General features: G+C 72.2%; 13 protein-coding genes. 9 read left to right on the top strand and 4 right to left on the bottom strand.

Annotated features, from left to right (window positions below):
* Positions 1-24 precede the first annotated feature (24 nt).
* The 9 genes from ABZT12_RS14900 to ABZT12_RS14860 all read left to right on the top strand — a co-directional run bounded on the left by ABZT12_RS14900 (position 25) and on the right by ABZT12_RS14860 (position 8,822).
* The gene (locus ABZT12_RS14900) at positions 25-1,041 is read left to right on the top strand and encodes an FKBP-type peptidyl-prolyl cis-trans isomerase (protein ID WP_356382977.1); all 1,017 of its coding nucleotides are present in this window, start codon (positions 25-27) and stop codon (positions 1,039-1,041) included.
* Between the two features lie 96 nt (positions 1,042-1,137).
* Positions 1,138-1,509, top strand: coding sequence for an FKBP-type peptidyl-prolyl cis-trans isomerase (locus tag ABZT12_RS14895; RefSeq protein WP_356382974.1), 372 nt, complete (start codon positions 1,138-1,140; stop codon positions 1,507-1,509).
* Between the two features lie 196 nt (positions 1,510-1,705).
* Positions 1,706-2,659 carry a WYL domain-containing protein gene (locus ABZT12_RS14890; RefSeq protein WP_356382971.1) on the top strand — a complete coding sequence of 318 codons (954 nt, stop codon included), beginning with the start codon at positions 1,706-1,708 and terminating at the stop codon, positions 2,657-2,659.
* A gap of 18 nt (positions 2,660-2,677) precedes the next feature.
* The gene (locus ABZT12_RS14885) at positions 2,678-3,703 is read left to right on the top strand and encodes a WYL domain-containing protein (protein ID WP_356382968.1); all 1,026 of its coding nucleotides are present in this window, start codon (positions 2,678-2,680) and stop codon (positions 3,701-3,703) included.
* 124 nt (positions 3,704-3,827) lie between these two features.
* The gene (locus ABZT12_RS14880; RefSeq protein ID WP_356382965.1) at positions 3,828-4,121 is read left to right on the top strand and encodes a hypothetical protein; all 294 of its coding nucleotides are present in this window, start codon (positions 3,828-3,830) and stop codon (positions 4,119-4,121) included.
* Positions 4,122-4,157: 36 nt separating this feature from the next.
* Positions 4,158-4,352 (top strand): hypothetical protein, encoded by a 195-nt coding sequence (locus tag ABZT12_RS14875; protein WP_356382962.1) that lies wholly within the window; start codon positions 4,158-4,160, stop codon positions 4,350-4,352.
* A 261-nt stretch (positions 4,353-4,613) separates the two neighbouring features.
* On the top strand, positions 4,614-4,892 hold the full coding sequence (tatA, locus tag ABZT12_RS14870) for a Sec-independent protein translocase subunit TatA (protein WP_356382959.1): 279 nt from the start codon (positions 4,614-4,616) through the stop codon (positions 4,890-4,892).
* Between the two features lie 47 nt (positions 4,893-4,939).
* The gene (gene tatC / locus ABZT12_RS14865; RefSeq protein WP_356382957.1) at positions 4,940-5,887 is read left to right on the top strand and encodes a twin-arginine translocase subunit TatC; all 948 of its coding nucleotides are present in this window, start codon (positions 4,940-4,942) and stop codon (positions 5,885-5,887) included.
* 73 nt (positions 5,888-5,960) lie between these two features.
* The gene (locus ABZT12_RS14860; protein ID WP_356382954.1) at positions 5,961-8,822 is read left to right on the top strand and encodes a DEAD/DEAH box helicase; all 2,862 of its coding nucleotides are present in this window, start codon (positions 5,961-5,963) and stop codon (positions 8,820-8,822) included.
* A 33-nt stretch (positions 8,823-8,855) separates the two neighbouring features.
* Here the strand turns inward: ABZT12_RS14860 and atzF are convergent, their stop codons facing one another.
* Genes atzF through ABZT12_RS14840 form a run of 4 tightly spaced genes read right to left on the bottom strand, consistent with a single transcriptional unit; the run spans position 8,856 to position 15,473 of the window.
* Entirely contained in the window at positions 8,856-10,508 is a 1,653-nt protein-coding gene (gene atzF, locus ABZT12_RS14855; protein ID WP_356382951.1) for an allophanate hydrolase, read from the bottom strand.
* A 29-nt stretch (positions 10,509-10,537) separates the two neighbouring features.
* Entirely contained in the window at positions 10,538-14,050 is a 3,513-nt protein-coding gene (locus tag ABZT12_RS14850) for a 5-oxoprolinase/urea amidolyase family protein (protein ID WP_356382948.1), read from the bottom strand.
* Complete coding sequence (locus ABZT12_RS14845; RefSeq protein WP_356382945.1) at positions 14,047-14,652, bottom strand: urea amidolyase associated protein UAAP2; 606 nt, start codon at positions 14,650-14,652, stop codon at positions 14,047-14,049. Before ABZT12_RS14845 ends, ABZT12_RS14850 begins: the two co-directional genes overlap by 4 nt.
* Positions 14,649-15,473, bottom strand: coding sequence for an urea amidolyase associated protein UAAP1 (locus tag ABZT12_RS14840; protein WP_356382942.1), 825 nt, complete (start codon positions 15,471-15,473; stop codon positions 14,649-14,651). Before ABZT12_RS14840 ends, ABZT12_RS14845 begins: the two co-directional genes overlap by 4 nt.
* Between the last annotated feature and the right edge of the window lie 104 nt (positions 15,474-15,577).

Raw genomic sequence — 15,577 nt, 5'->3', positions numbered from 1 at the left:
ATCGACCGATACGAGGCCCCCACCGTGCGCCGACGCTCCCTTCTTCTCGCCGTTCCCGCAGGACTGGTCACGATCGCCGGCTGCGGCGACGGCTCGTCCGACTCGTCGAGCAAGCCGAGCGACAGCGCGTCGCCCTCCGCCGCGGCCTCGTCCGCGCCGCCACCGCCGAAGATCGTCGACGGTCCGGTGCCGGCCATCACCGCGGGTACCAGGTTCGACCAGAAGCCGACCGTCGCCAAGGGCACGGGCGACCCGTCCAAGAACCTCGCCGTCAAGACGGTCATCGCGGGCAGCGGCCAGAGCGTCGCGGAGAACGACTTCATCCAGGCCAACTACCTCGGCCAGATCTGGTCCTCCGCCAAGGTCTTCGACAACTCCTACGACCGCAAGGCGCCGCTGCTCATCCAGCTCGCCCAGGGCAGCATCATCGATGGATGGCGCTACGGCCTGGCCGGCAAGAAGGTCGGCAGCCGGGTCGAGATGGCGATCCCGCCGACCTGGGGCTACGGCACCTCGGGCAACAGCCAGGCGGGCATCAAGGGCACCGACACGTTGGTCTTCGTCATCGACGTACAGGCCGCCTTCAACACCAGCAGCTCCGCCAAGGGCAGCAAGGTCGCGCAGACCGACACCGCGCTGCCCACGGTCGGCACCAACACCGACGGCAAGTCCCCCAAGATCACGGTCCCCCCCAAGTCGGACCCGCCGAAGAAGCTGGTGTCGGAGTACGTCCTGGAGGGCGACGGTGCCGTCGTCAAGGCGTCCCAGACGATCCTGTGCCAGTTCAAGGGCGTGGTCTGGAACACCGGCAAGGAGTTCGAGTCGACGTACACCCAGAAGCGGCTGAGCCAGTTCGCGATCTCGCAGATGGAGTCGATCGTCAAGGGGCTGGCGCAGGGCGTCACCGGCAAGAAGGTCGGCAGCCGCGTCCTGATCGTCGCGCCCCCGGCCCTGGCCTACGGCGACAAGCCGCCGACCGGCGGGGCGATCAAGAAGGGTGACACCCTGGTCTTCTCCGTCGACATCCTGGCGGCGATGTGACGCCCGAGGGGGGAAGCGGCCTGGCGCGGGCGCGAGTGCGGGCGGGATGCGAGACTGTCGGGGTTGCCTTGTCGTACACACGCAGGAGCTAGAGACGTGAGCATCGAGAAGCCCGAGATCGACTTCCCCGGCGGCGAGCCCCCGAAGGACCTTGACATCAAGGACATCTGGGAGGGTGACGGACCGGTCGCCAAGGCGGGCGACACGGTCTCCGTCCACTACGTGGGCGTGGCCTTCTCCACCGGCGAGGAGTTCGACGCGTCCTGGAACCGCGGCACGCCGCTCAAGTTCCAGCTGGGCGTCGGCCAGGTCATCGCCGGCTGGGACCAGGGCGTGCAGGGGATGAAGGTCGGCGGCCGGCGCCAGCTGATCATCCCCTCCCACCTCGCCTACGGCGAGCGCGGGGCCGGCGGCACCATCGGCCCCGGTGAGACGCTGATCTTCGTCTGCGACCTGGTCGCCGTCTGATCGTCGTACCGACGTCGGAGGACGCCGGAGAGGTTCGACCGGGGTCCGGCCGCCGTACGGTCGCGTACGGGACGTGACCGGACCCGATCATCCGGGGCCCATGCCTGTCCAGGCGTGGGCCCTCGGCTTTTGTCACCGCGCCGCGGGGCGGTACGGTCATCGGTCGGAAGCACCATAGGGAAGGCGAAGGGCGTCGATGGCCATTGCCAAGGCTGAGCGGCTGATGAACCTGGCGCTGTGTCTGCTGGGGACCCGGCGGCCGCTCAGCAAGCGCGAGCTGCGTGAATCCATCGAGGCCTATCTGGAAGCGGGGTCCGACGACTCCTTCAACCGGATGTTCGAGCGGGACAAGGACGACCTGCGCGAACTCGGCCTGGTCATCGAGACGGTGGAGAACCTCGACGGCGAGGTCGGCTATCTCGCCCGCCGCGACAGCAACCGTCTGCCGCCCGTCACCCTCGACGCCGAGGAGGCCGCCGCCCTCGGTCTCGCCGCCAAGGTCTGGCAGCAGGCCCGGCTCGCCGGGGCCGCCAGCGGCGCGCTGCAGAAGCTGCGCGCGGCCGGCATGCCGGAGGACGTCGACCCCTACGAGTGGCACGGCGCCCTGGAGCCGCGCATTCCGGTGCACGAGGCCTCGTTCGAACCGCTGATGCTCGCCTGCCGCGACCGCCGGCCCGTCGTCTTCGACTACCGCAAGGCCGCCGCCGTCCGCCCCGAGCCGCGCACCGTCGAGCCGTGGGCGCTGGAGTGCTGGCGCGGCCACTGGTACCTCGCCGGCTGGGACCGCGACCGGGGCGCCGAGCGGGTCTTCCGGCTCTCCCGGATCACCGGCAAGGTGCGCTCCCGCGGTGGCCGGTTCACCGCGGAGGTGCCCGACGTGGTCACCGTGCGCGAGACCGTCGCCGGCTGGGCGGGGGAGAGCGCCGACCGCTCAGCGCTGATCCGGCTGCGCAAGGGCGCCGGATATCCGCTGCGGGCGAAGTCCACGGCGGTCCGGGAACTCGGCGACGGCTGGGACGAGTTGGAGATTCCGTACGGCCATGGACTGGACGCCTGGCTGGTCGAGTTCGGGCCGGACGTGGTGGTCCTGGAGCCGGCCGAGCTGCGGGCCGACGTGGTGGACCGGCTGCGTGCCGTGGCCAAGGGCTGAGGGGGAGCGGACAACACAGTGGCAGGCAAACCGGTCAGGCCCGCGAACGCCATCGACCAGACCCGGCGGATGCTCTCCCTGGTGACCTATCTGAAGGAGCGGCCCGGGGCGCGCGTCGAGGACGTCGCCCGCGCCTTCGGGATCACCGAGGACGAGCTCGTCTCCGACCTCGACGTCCTGCCCATGTGCGGCACCAGCTTCCGGGGCGGCGACCTGCTCGACATCGACACCGACGGCGAACGCATCTGGTGGCACAACCCCGCCGCCCTCGGCGCGGAGACGGCCGAGCCGCTCAGGCTCGCCGCCGACGAGGCGACCGCGCTGCTGGTGGCCGCCCGCGCCGTCTCCACCCTGCCCGGGCTGCGGGAGAGCGACCGGCAGGCGCTGCTGCGGGCCACCGCCAAGCTGGAGGCGGCGGCCGGTGAGGCCGCCGGTGCCAGCGCCCGGCTGTCGGTGACCTTCGAGTCGGAGGGCGGTGTCTTCGCGGACGTCGACCGGGCGATCTCCGAGCGCCGCCGCCTCTGGATCCGCTACTACTCGCCCGCCCGCGACGAACTGAGCGAGCGCGAGATCGACCCCATCCGCCTGGTCAGCGTCGGCCACACCTATGTGGAGGCCTGGTGCCGGCGCTCCGAGGCGCGGCGCACCTTCCGCCTCGACCGGGTCGCCGAGATCCGGATCCTCGACGAGCCGTCCGCGCCGCCCGAGATCGAGCTGAGGGACCTCTCCGAGGCGCTGGTGCAGCCGGCCGCCGAGGACCCCGAGGTCGTCGTCGAGGTCGGTCCGGGCGGACGCTGGGTCGCCGAGTACTACCCGCATGACAGCGCGGATGAGCTTCCCGACGGTGGGCTGCGTATTACCCTGCGCACCCCCGAACCGGCGTCGCTGCGGCGCCTCGCCCTGCGGCTCGGGCGCGACGGCCGGATCGTGTCGCCGCCCGAGCTCGCCGAGAGCGCCCGCCGGGCGGCCGGCGAGGCGCTGGCCGCGTACGACGCGCCGCGGGACGGGTACGCGGTGCGCGCGGGGGACGGCATACGGGAGTGACCGGGGAGCGCGCGTGGTCGAGGGGGCGGGGCGCGCGGAGGTGCTGAGCACTCGGCACGGTCGCCCCCTCGGCGCCGGTCCCGGCGCCTCGCAGGTGCACGGCCAGAGAAGGGGAGCAGGGGTTGTGAGCGAGTCGGCGGCGTCCGGGGTGCGGCGAGTGTCGGTGGCGGCGGCGTTCGCCGGGATGAGGGGGGTGTCGCCGGTGAGGTTCAGAGCGGGCTGCCCGGAGTGCCGGGGCCGCTTCGAACTCGCCGCGGGCGCCCTGCTGTTGGCCATCGGCGGCTCCAGCCGTACGACCTTCTACTCCTTCACCTGCCCGGAGTGCGGCTCCGCGGTCCGCAAGCCGGCCGGGGAGCGGATCGTCGAGCTGCTCAGCGGCGGCGGGGTCAGGACCCTGCGGCTGCACTCGACCCTCTGAGACGGGGGCGGGACGGCGAGGGGCTAGGCTCGGCCCATGTTCTGGGCGATGTTCGCGGTAGTGCTGGGTTTCCTGGGTCTCGCCGTCCTCGGTGTGCTCGCCGTCCGGGTCTTCGTGGCGGTACGGCGGCTAGGCGCGCAGGTCACGGACTCCGCGCGGCGCATCGGCCGGGCCGCCGAGGAGCTGGAGCGGGCGGCGGCGTCGACAGCACGTTCCGTGGACGCACTGTGAGTCACTTATGGGTCCGGTGTGAGTCTGGCGGCCGCTGTGCTTCGCGGCGCTCTGCCCTGTCACGTTGTCGGTGCGGGCAGGTACGCTGCTGGTCGCGGTCCGGCTAACGAGGCCCGGAGCGCGGACCGGGAGTACGCACGGGGATTGCCTCACGTTTACCCCTGAGCGTTACGATCGCTGGCAGCACCCCGGTCGGACAGCTGTCCGGTCGACCGCCCCAGCGTCCCACCCCCAGCCGCCTCGGTGAGAAGGTAAAGACTTATGTTCGGAAGGCTCGGAGCTCCCGAGATCATTCTCATCCTCGTCGTCATCGTGCTTCTTTTCGGCGCGAAGAAGCTTCCGGACATGGCCCGTTCGCTCGGCAAGTCCGCTCGCATCCTCAAGAGCGAGGCCAAGGCGATGAAGGAAGAGGGCAACACCCCGCCCCCGGCCGGCCCGCCCACCACCGACGAGTCCGTGCAGCGCACCATCCAGTCCGCCCCCGGCGACGTGACCAGCTCGCGCCCGGTCACCGAGCCGTCGGACACGACCAAGCGCTGACGCACGGCCGGACGCCCCCGGCCTGCCGCACGAGATGAGGATGTGGGTTGCTCAAGCCTGCCCGCAAGAAGGAGAAGGACCCCGAGGGGCGGATGCCCCTCGCGGACCATCTGCGTGAGCTGCGCAACCGGCTCGCGAAGGCGATGCTCGCCATCATCGTGGTGACCTGCGTGGCCGCCTTCTTCTACAACGACATCGTCAACATCATCACCAAGCCGGTGCTGCACTCGGTCGGCTGCTCGCAGAACTTCGAGCAGCTGGCGAAGGCGTCCGCCAAGAGCCAGCAGTGCGCGCAGATCACGATCAACGGTCTGCTGACGCCGTTCACACTGGCGTTGAAGGTGTCCCTGATGGCCGGTGTCGTGCTGGCCTCCCCGGTCTGGCTGTACCAGCTGTGGGGCTTCGTCGCCCCCGGCCTGCACAAGAACGAGAAGAAGTACGCGCTCGCCTTCGTGGGCACCGGTGTCCCGCTCTTCCTGGGCGGCGCCTACTTCGCCTACAAGGTGCTGCCCACCACGGCGAAGGTCCTGATCGGGTTCACGCCGAGCGGCGTCGACAACCTGCTGCCGCTGGACGACCTGCTCGACCTGGTCACCCGCATGGTGCTCGTCTTCGGTCTCTCCTTCGAGCTGCCCCTGCTGCTGATCATGCTCAACCTCACGGGCGCGCTGACGGGCAGCCGCATGCTCGGCTGGTGGCGCGGCATGATCCTGGGCATCACGGTCTTCGCGGCCGTCGCCACCCCCAGCACCGACCCGCTGACCATGCTGGCGCTGGCCGGACCGATCTGGGTGCTGTACTTCGCCGCCGTCGTCTTCTCCCTGCTGAACGACCGGCGCAAGCGCCGCCGTGCCGCGGAGGGCCCGGACGACGACGAGGCCTCCGAGCTGGACCTCACCCCCGAGGCGATCGGTGACGTCGAGACGGTGACGGCCGGGCGCGTGCCCGAGCAGGCCGGACCGGACCGGGTCAACGGCTATGACGACGTGACCTGAGCACCGCCCGGCCCCCGGCGCAGCCGGCCGTTCCCGCATCGCGGGCGGCCGGTTTCTCCGTAAGTACCGGATAATGATCGTCCTGTTGTCAGTGCGGCCCGGTACGCTCGAAAGCACGATGACAGAGGATCTCTCCCCGGCCGAGCGGTACGCGGCAGCCCGCCTGCGGGCAGCCGAGCAGGCCACCGCGCTCGCGGACTTCCGCGAGATGTACGACTTCGGTCTCGACCCCTTCCAGATCGAGGCCTGTCAGGCGCTCGAAGCGGGGAAGGGCGTGCTGGTCGCGGCGCCCACCGGTTCGGGCAAGACGATCGTCGGCGAGTTCGCCGTGCACCTCGCTCTGGAGCAGGGCAAGAAGTGCTTCTACACGACGCCCATCAAGGCACTGTCGAACCAGAAGTACGCCGACCTGAGCCGCCGTTACGGCGCGGACAAGGTCGGCCTGCTCACCGGTGACAACAGCGTCAACTCCGACGCCCCGGTGATCGTGATGACCACCGAAGTGCTGCGGAACATGCTGTACGCCGGCTCGCAGACCTTGCTGGGCCTCGGCTACGTGGTGATGGACGAGGTGCACTACCTCTCCGACCGCTTCCGGGGCGCGGTGTGGGAGGAGGTGATCATCCACCTCCAGGAGTCGGTGACCCTGGTCTCCCTCTCGGCGACGGTGTCGAACGCCGAGGAGTTCGGCGACTGGCTCGACACCGTGCGCGGCGACACCGAGGTGATCGTCTCCGAGCACCGGCCGGTACCGCTCTTCCAGCACGTGCTCGCCGGACGCCGGATGTACGACCTCTTCGAGGAGGGCGAGGGCCAGAAGAAGGCCGTCAACCCCGACCTCACGCGGATGGCCCGGATGGAGGCGCAGCGGCCGTCGTACCAGGACCGCAGGCGCGGCCGTGCCATGCGCGAGGCCGACCGGGAGCGCGAGCGCCGACAGCGCTCGCGGATGTGGACCCCGGGCCGCCCGGAAGTCATCGAACGGCTGGACGCCGAGGGCCTGTTGCCCGCCATCACCTTCATCTTCAGCCGCGCCGCCTGTGAGGCCGCCGTCCAGCAGTGCCTCTACGCCGGGCTGCGGCTCAACGACGACGAGGCGCGGGAGAAGGTGCGCGCCCTCGTCGAGGAGCGCACCACCTCCATCCCCAACGAGGACCTGCACGTCCTGGGCTACTACGAGTGGCTGGAGGGACTGGAGCGCGGCATCGCGGCCCACCACGCGGGCATGCTGCCGACGTTCAAGGAGGTCGTCGAGGAGCTCTTCGTACGCGGCCTGGTCAAGGCCGTGTTCGCGACCGAGACGCTCGCCCTGGGCATCAACATGCCCGCCCGCTCGGTGGTGTTGGAGAAGCTCGTCAAGTGGAACGGCGAGCAGCACGCCGACATCACCCCCGGCGAGTACACCCAGTTGACGGGGCGGGCCGGCCGGCGTGGCATCGATGTCGAGGGCCACGCGGTCGTGCTGTGGCAGCGCGGGTTCAGTCCCGAGCACCTCGCGGGACTGGCCGGCACCCGCACCTATCCACTGCGCTCCAGCTTCAAGCCGTCGTACAACATGGCGGTCAACCTGGTCGAGCAGTTCGGGCGGCACCGCTCGCGCGAGCTGCTGGAGACCTCGTTCGCGCAGTTCCAGGCCGACCGGTCGGTGGTCGGGATCTCCCGGCAGGTGCAGCGCAACGAGGAGGGCCTTGAGGGCTACCAGGCCTCCATGACCTGCCACTTGGGCGATTTCGAGGAGTACGCGCGGCTGCGCCGGGAGCTCAAGGACCGGGAGAACGAGCTGGCCCGGCAGGGCGCGGTGGAGCGGCGAGCCGAGGCGGCCGTCGCGCTGGAGAAGCTCAAGCCGGGTGACGTCATCCAGGTCCCGACGGGCAAGTACGCCGGTCTGGCGCTGGTCCTCGACCCGGGTCTGCCCGCCGGGCGGTCCAACGGCCACCGCGGCTTCGAGCACCACGACGGCCCGCGTCCCCTGGTGCTCACCGCCGAGCGGCAGGTCAAGCGGCTGGCGTCGATGGACTTCCCGGTGCCCGTCGAGGCGTTGGAGCGGATGCGGATCCCGAAGTCGTTCAACCCCCGTTCCCCGCAGTCGCGTCGGGACCTGGCCTCCGCCCTGCGGACCAAGGCCGGGCACATTCCGCCGGAGCGGGCCCGCAACAAGAGGTCGCAGGCCGCCGACGACCGCGAGATCGCCCGGCTGCGTACGGCGATCCGGGCGCATCCGTGCCACGGGTGCACCGACCGGGAGGACCACGCCCGTTGGGCCGAGCGGTACCACCGGCTCCAGCGCGACACCTCGCAGCTGGAGCGGCGTATCGAGGGCCGTACGAACACCATCGCCCGGACCTTCGACCGGATCGTGGCGCTCCTGACGGAGCTGGACTATCTGCGCGGTGACGAGGTCACCGAGCACGGCAAGCGGCTGGCCCGGCTCTACGGCGAACTCGACCTGCTGGCCAGCGAGTGTCTGCGGGAGGGCGTCTGGGAGGGGCTCGCCCCGGCCGAACTCGCCGCCTGCGTCTCGGCGTTGGTCTTCGAGGCGCGGGTCAGTGACGACGCGACCGCGCCCAAGGTGCCGTCCGGGAAGGCGAAGGCCGCGCTCGGTGAGATGGTGCGGATCTGGGGGCGGCTGGACGCGCTGGAGGAGGATTTCCGGATCACCCAGACCGAGGGGGTCGGGCAACGGGAGCCCGATCTCGGGTTCGCCTGGGCCGCGTACAGCTGGGCCAGTGGCAAGGGGCTGGACGAGGTGCTGCGGGAGGCGGAGATGCCGGCCGGGGACTTCGTACGGTGGTGCAAGCAGGTGATCGACGTCCTGGGGCAGATCTCGGCGGCGGCGCCCGTCTCCGGCGGCGAGGGTTCCACCGTGCCGAAGAACGCGCGCAAGGCGGTCGATCTGCTGCTGCGCGGAGTCGTGGCCTACTCGTCGGTGGGGTGAGGCCGCCCGGCGGCGGCGTCCCGCGTCGTCCGGTCAGCGGGCGAGGTAGGCGCGCCAGCCGCCGTGGGCCGTGATGTCCTCGGCGTCCGTCAGGGCCGTCGGCTCGCACAGGAACCCGGGGACCCGGGTGCCGTCCGCCAGCTCCACGCTGCCCAGGGCCATCGGGCGGGGGAGGGCCGCCAGCAGGCGGCCCAGCCCCTCCGCGGGCAGCCGCCACACCTCCGTCTCGATCGCCGCTCCGCCCTCGCCCACGCGGACCAGGCCGGGCTTGGCCGGGACGGTGGTCAGGGCGTGCAGGCGGTAGACCGGGGCCGTCGTGGTCGTCCGGTCGAAGCGGGCGCCCAGGGACAGGAGTTGGGGGTTCAGGGGCTGGCCGGTGAGGTGGGCCCCGACGACCGCGACGCTCGTCCACGGTCGCAGTTCGCGGGCGATCCGGGCCAGGCGGTGGTCGGTGAAGGCCGGGCCGATCAGCATCACGCCGAAGGGCAGGGCGTTCACCTCGCCGGCCGGGACCGCGACCGCGGCGAGGTCGAAGAGGTTGGTGGAGTTGGTGAAGCGGCCCAGACGGGCGTTGCTGCCCAGTGGGTCGGCGGCCACCTCGTCGAAGGTCGGGTGGCCGGGTGTGGTCGGCAGCAACAGGGCGTCGGCGTCGGCGAGTTCGGCGAGTGCGCGGGTGCGCAGGGCCGCGAGGCGGTCCTGGTCGGCGTAGAGCCGGTGGGCCGGGACGGTGCCGGCCCGGGAGATGATGCCGGCGACCGTGGGGTCGAGCCCCTCGACGCCGTCCGCGATCGCCTTGTCGACAAAGGAACCCACGGCCGTGTAGCGCTCCGCGACGAACGCCCCCTCGTAGAGCATCGCCGCCGCCTCGGTGAAGGGGGCGAGGTCGATCGGGAGGATCTCGGCTCCCGCGTCCCGCAGCCCGGTGACCGCCGCCTCGTAGGCCGTCGCCCAGCCCGCGTCGAGTTCGCCCAGCTGGGCGGTGGGCGGGACGGCGATGCGCCAGGGTCCGGGGGTGCGCTGGGGGAGGGGCGGGAGGTCGCGGCCGGGCGGGGACGTCATGAGGGCGAGGGCCTGTTCGGCCTCCCGGAGGGTGCGGGCGAAGACGGTGACGCAGTCGAGCGAGGCGCAGGCCGGGACGGTGCCCGCGGTGGGGACCAGGCCCCGGGTCGGCTTGAGGCCGACGATGCCGTTGAAGGCGGCGGGGACCCGGCCCGAGCCCGCGGTGTCCGTGCCGAGCGCGAAGTCGACGATGCCGAGCGCCACGGCGACGGCCGAACCGGCGCTGGAGCCGCCGCTGATCCGGGCCGGGTCGACGGCGGACCGCACCGCGCCGTACGGGGAGCGCGTGCCCACCAGGCCGGTCGCGAACTGGTCCAGGTTGGTGGTGCCCAGCACCAGCGCGCCCGCCGCGCGGAGCCGGGCGACAACGGGTGCGTCCGCCTCGGGCTCGTAGGCGTACGCCGGGCAGCCCGCGGTGGTGGGCAGCCCGTGCACGTCGATGTTGCCCTTGACGGCGAAGAGACGGCCCGCGAGCGGGAGCCGTTCGCCCGCCGCGGCGCGGGCGTCGATCGTCCGCGCCTCCGCTTCGGCCTCGGCCCGCGGGCGGAGTCCGATCCAGATCTCGGGGCGGTCCACGGACTCGACGCGCGCGTAGGCGGCGCGGACTCGGGACAGGGTGGTCGACATGGAGTGCTCCTCGCGGTTCGGGTCGCGGTTCAGGTCGCGGCGGGCGCGAGGACCAGCAGTGCCGTCCCCGCCTCCACCTGGTCGCCCGGCTTGGCCAGGACCTCGGTCACCAAGCCGGCCATCGGCGCGGGCACTCTGGACTCCATCTTCATCGCCTCCAGGGCGAGCAGTGGCTGCCCCGCCGTCACCAAGTCACCCGGTGCGACGTTCAACTGCCAGACGGACGCGGCGAATTCGGCCTCGACGAGCCGGCCGCCCGGCGGGACGGTCACCACGGCCGGGGCGGCGCTCGGCGCGGTCACGGCCTCCGCCCGCGTGAACTCCCCCGCGGCCTCCCACGCGTCGCGCTCGGCGGCGAAGGCGGTCCGCTGCCGGGTCCTGAACTCCGCGACGGCGTCGGCGTTCTCGCTGAGGAACTCCTCGTACTCGGCGAGGGAGAACGTGCCCTCCTCGATCCGGGGCACGAACCGGCCCGAGATGATGTCGGCCCGCAGTTCAAGGAGTTCGTCCGCGTCGACCGGGTACCACCTGATCCGGTCGAAGAACCGCAGCAGCCAGGGCGAGCCCGGTTCGAACGCGCCGCGCTGCTGCCAGCCCGACCACACCTGGGTGGTGCGGCCCACGAACTGGTAGCCGCCGGGGCCCTCCATGCCGTAGACGCAGAGATAGGCGCCGCCGATACCGACCGAGTTCTCGGCCGTCCAGGTGCGGGCGGGGTTGTACTTGGTCGTGACCAGGCGGTGGCGCGGGTCGAGCGGGGTGGCCACGGGGGCGCCCAAGTAGACGTCGCCCAGGCCGAGTACGAGGTATTCGGCGTCGAAGACGGTGCGGTGGACGTCCGCCACGGACTCCAGGCCGTTGACCCGGCGGATGAACTCGATGTTCCAGGGGCACCACGGGGCGTCGTCGCGGACGCCGGCCATGTAGCGGGCGATCGCCTCGCGGGTCGCGGGGTCGTCCCAGGAGAGCGGGAGGTGCACGGTGCGGGAGGGGACCACGAGTTGACCGGTGGGGGGCAGCGCTGCTGCCAACTCCCTTACCTGGTACAGGAGTTCGTGGAGGGGCAGTCGGTGCGGGTCCGTCCGGATCTGTAGGGAGCGGATGCCCGGTGTGAGGTCGGTGACACCTTCGAAGCCGGCCTCGGCGACCGCCTCCATCAGCGCGTGGACCCGCATGCGCAGTGCCAGGTCGAGCTGCATGGGGCCGAATTCGACGAGCAGGTTGTCGTCGCCGCTGCGGCGGAAGGTGACGTCACCGTCCCGGGCCAGTACACCGCCGTCCACGAGGGCGGGGCGGGCCGAGCCGTCGACGGTCACCGGCACGAACCGTACGGTGTCGCCCGGCCGGAACTGGCCCAGCTTCCAGCGCTCCCGGCTGAGGACGGTCGCCGGGCAGACGAACCCGCCCAGGGACGGACCGTCCGGGCCGAGCAGCACCGGCATGTCGCCCGTGTAGTCGACCGCGCCCACGGAGTACGGAGTGTCGTGGATGTTGGACGGGTGCAGCCCAGCCTCGCCGCCGTCGGTCCGGGCCCAGCGCGGTTTCGGGCCGACCAGCCGGACGCCCGTCCGCGCCGAGTTGAAGTGCACCCGCCACTGGGCCGCGTAGAAGGCGCGGATGTCGTCCTCGGTGAAGAACTCCGGTGCCGCGTGCGGGCCCTCGACCACGCCGACCCGCCACTCGGTGCCGAAGACGGGCCGGTCGGCCACGGGCACCGGCTCGCCCACGGCTACGGTGCCGCCGTGCAGCACGTCGCCGGTGCGCAGCGCCCGGCCGCCGTGGCCGCCGAACCGGCCCAGCGTGAAGGTGCTCGCGCTGCCCAGGAAGGCGGGGACGTCCAGACCGCCCGCGAAGAGCACGTACGTCCGCAGGCCGGCCGCCGTCGGCGCGCCGATCTCCAGGACGGCGCCCGCGGGCACCGTCACCGGCTCCCAGGCCGCGGCCTCCCCGCCGTCCACGGTCACCGAGGCCGGGGCCCCCGTCACACACACGGTGGTGGCGTGGGTGAACCTCAACGAGGGCCCCTGGAGGGTGCATTCGAGTCCCGGTGCGCCCTCGTGGTTGCCGAGCGCGCGGTTGCCGAGCCGGAAGGAGAGATCGTCCATCGGGCCGCACGGGGGGACGCCGACCTGCCAGTAGCCGGTGCGGCCGGGCCAGTCCTGCACGGTGGTGAGCGTGCCGCCGGAGACCACCTCGACGCGGGGCGTCGGGTCGCTGACGCCCGCGAGGGTCGCCGTCGAGTGCGCGGCGGAGCGGAAGTCCCGGTCCGCGAGCGCGGCGCGCACCAGCCCCAGGTTGGTCTCGATGCCGTCCACCCGGGTGCGGGCCAGCGCCTCGTCCAGCCGGGCCAGCGCGTGCGCCCGGTCGGTGCCGTACGCGATGACCTTGGCGAGCATCGGGTCGTAGGAGGTGGTGACCTCTGTGCCGGTTTCCACCCAGCCGTCGACGCGCACACCCGCGGGGAACTCGACCCGGGTCAACAGGCCGGCGCTGGGCCGGTGTTCGCGGGCCGGGTCCTCGGCGTAGAGACGGGCCTCGACGGCGTGGCCGCGCGGGGCGCCCGGGTCGCGGACGACCTCCCTCTCGCCGCGCGCCAGCCGCAGCATCCAGGCGACCAGGTCGACGCCGTAGATCTCCTCGGTGACCGGGTGCTCCACCTGGAGGCGGGTGTTGACCTCCAGGAAGTACGCCTCCTCGCGGACGGGGTCGTAGACGAACTCGACGGTGCCGGCCGAGCGGTAGCCGACCGAGGCGCACAACTCGCGGGCGCTGGTCGCGAGTTGCTCGCGTACGCGGGAGGGGAGTCCGGGTGCCGGGGCCTCCTCCACGACCTTCTGGTTGCGGCGCTGGAGGGAGCAGTCGCGGTCTCCGAGAGTGACCACCCGGCCGGTGCCGTCGCCGAAAACCTGGACCTCGACATGGCGGGCGTGCTCGACGAGGCGTTCCAGGAAGACGCCGGCGGAGGAGAAGGAGGCGGCGGCGACCCGCTGCACCCGGTCCCACGCCTCGGCCAGTTCCTCGGCGGAGCGGCAGGCCGACATGCCGATGCCGCCGCCACCGCCGGTCGCCTTGAGCATCACGGGGTAGCCGATCCGTTCCGCCTCCGCCAAGGCCCGCTCCGGACCCGGCAGCAGTCCGGTGCCCGGTGCCAGCGGCACGCCCGCCGCCTCGGCCGCCGCCCGCGCGGTGTGCTTCGCCCCGAACAGCTCCAGCTGGCCGGGTGTCGGGCCCACGAAGACGATCCCGGCGTCCTCGCAGCGGCGCGCGAAGGCCGCGTCCTCGGAGAGGAAGCCGTAGCCGGGGTGGACGGCGCCCGCGCCGGTGTCCTTGGCCGCCTTCAGCACCAGGTCGGCGTCGAGGTACGACTGCTTCGCGGGCGCCGGGCCGAGCCGTACCGCCTCGTCGGCGAGCCGGACATGAGGGGCCGAGCGGTCCGCGTCGGAGTACACGGCGACCGTGCGCAGGCCCAGTTGGCGGGCGGTGCGGATGATCCGGACCGCGATCTCGCCCCGGTTGGCGACGAGCAGCGTGTCGAAGGTCATGCGTTCTCCGTTCCGGTGATCGTCATCCGCACGGCCGTCGGGGCGAAGCCGTTGCAGGGGTTGTTGATCTGGGGGCAGTTGGAGACCAGGACCAGCACGTCCCGCTCGGCGCGCAGGGTCACCTCCAGGCCGGGCGCGGAGAGGCCGTCGACGATGCCGAGGGTGCCGTCCGGTTCCACCGGCACGTTCATGTACCAGTTGATGTTGGAGACCAGGTCCCGTTTGCCCAGGCCGTACTTGGCGCCCTCGGCGAGGAAGTTGTCCACGCACGCGTGCTGCGACCAGGTGTGGTGGCCGTACCGGAGGGTGTTGGACTCCTTGGAGCAGGCTCCGCCGACCGTGTCGTGCCGGCCGACCTGGTCGTCGGTGACGGTCATCAGCGGGGTGTGCTCGTTCGACAGCAGCACGCTGCCGGTGGTCAGGAAGAGCGAGCCCTGCGCGTGGATCGTGTCCGGGGCGCTGTAGCGGACCGACGGGTCGTGGGCGTCGTAGAGGAGGAAGTCCACGGCCTGGTTGCCGTGCAGGTCGGTGAGGGTGAGCCGCTCGCCGCGGTGGACGACGGACGACCAGGCGGCGCGGGCCGGTACGGTCACGGTCCTCACGCGAGCCCCCTCGCGGCGAGGAATTCGGTGGTGTTGAGGAAGGCGCGGCGGCCTTCGGGGGTGGCGTCCCACCGGGGGTCGCCCGGCCCGGTGGGCGCGGCGCGCCAGGCGAGCACCTCCAGCGGGGTGCTGACGTAGTCGGGGCGCGGGTCGGCCGGGTGCGGCACGTTCGCGATCAGTACGGTCACGTCCTGCTCGGCGCGGAGGGTCACGCCGGCGCCCGGTCCCGCCGAGCCGGTGAAGTCGAGGGTGCCGTCGTCGCGTACCGCCACGCCCTGGAAGAAGGAGAGCGAGGGCGGCAGATCCCGTGGTTCGAGGCCGTTCTTCGCGGCGGCCAGCTTGAACAGCTCGCGCCCGGCGGGGGAGGCGGAGTGCGGGGTGCCGTCGCCGTACCGCTCGGTGTTGCGGACCAGGGTGGAGGTGCCGCACAGCGCGTCGTGCCGGCCGGAGGTGTCGGCCACCAGCGAGGCGAGGACCCGGCCCTGGTCGGAGAGGAGCAGGACGCCCTCGCCGAGGTAGGCGTTCCACTGGACCTTGACCGTGTCGGCGACGTTCAGCCGTTCCCAGGGCCGGTCGGCCGCGTACAGCAGCAGATGGGCGCAGGCGTCGCCGCGCAGGTCGGTCAGGCGCAGTTCGGTGCCGCGGGCGAGCACGCGGTGGGTGTAGTTGCCGCCCGCCACCGTCTCGGCCCACACCAGGTGGCCGGCCTCGCACGGCGGTGCGGGCCAGTCGGCCGCCGGGACGACGGGCATGGCCTCGGCGCGGGTGCCCTGCTGGGCGCGGGCGTGCGCGCGGGCTCCGTAAGTGGTCGCTGTCGCCATCGCGGGGACCTCCGGCTGGGGTGTCGGGCGCCTGGTTGTTTCTGTCGCCCGACAGAAATTAGGGGCGGGCCGGGTCGGCGTGATTGCCCGTGCGTTGCCCGCCG

It is taken from the genome of Streptomyces sp. NPDC005423, from assembly GCF_040606415.1.
In the GTDB taxonomy this organism is placed as follows: domain Bacteria; phylum Actinomycetota; class Actinomycetes; order Streptomycetales; family Streptomycetaceae; genus Streptomyces.
The sequence above is the reverse complement of the archived record's forward strand: the minus strand, read 5'-3'. Positions and strand labels throughout refer to the sequence as shown.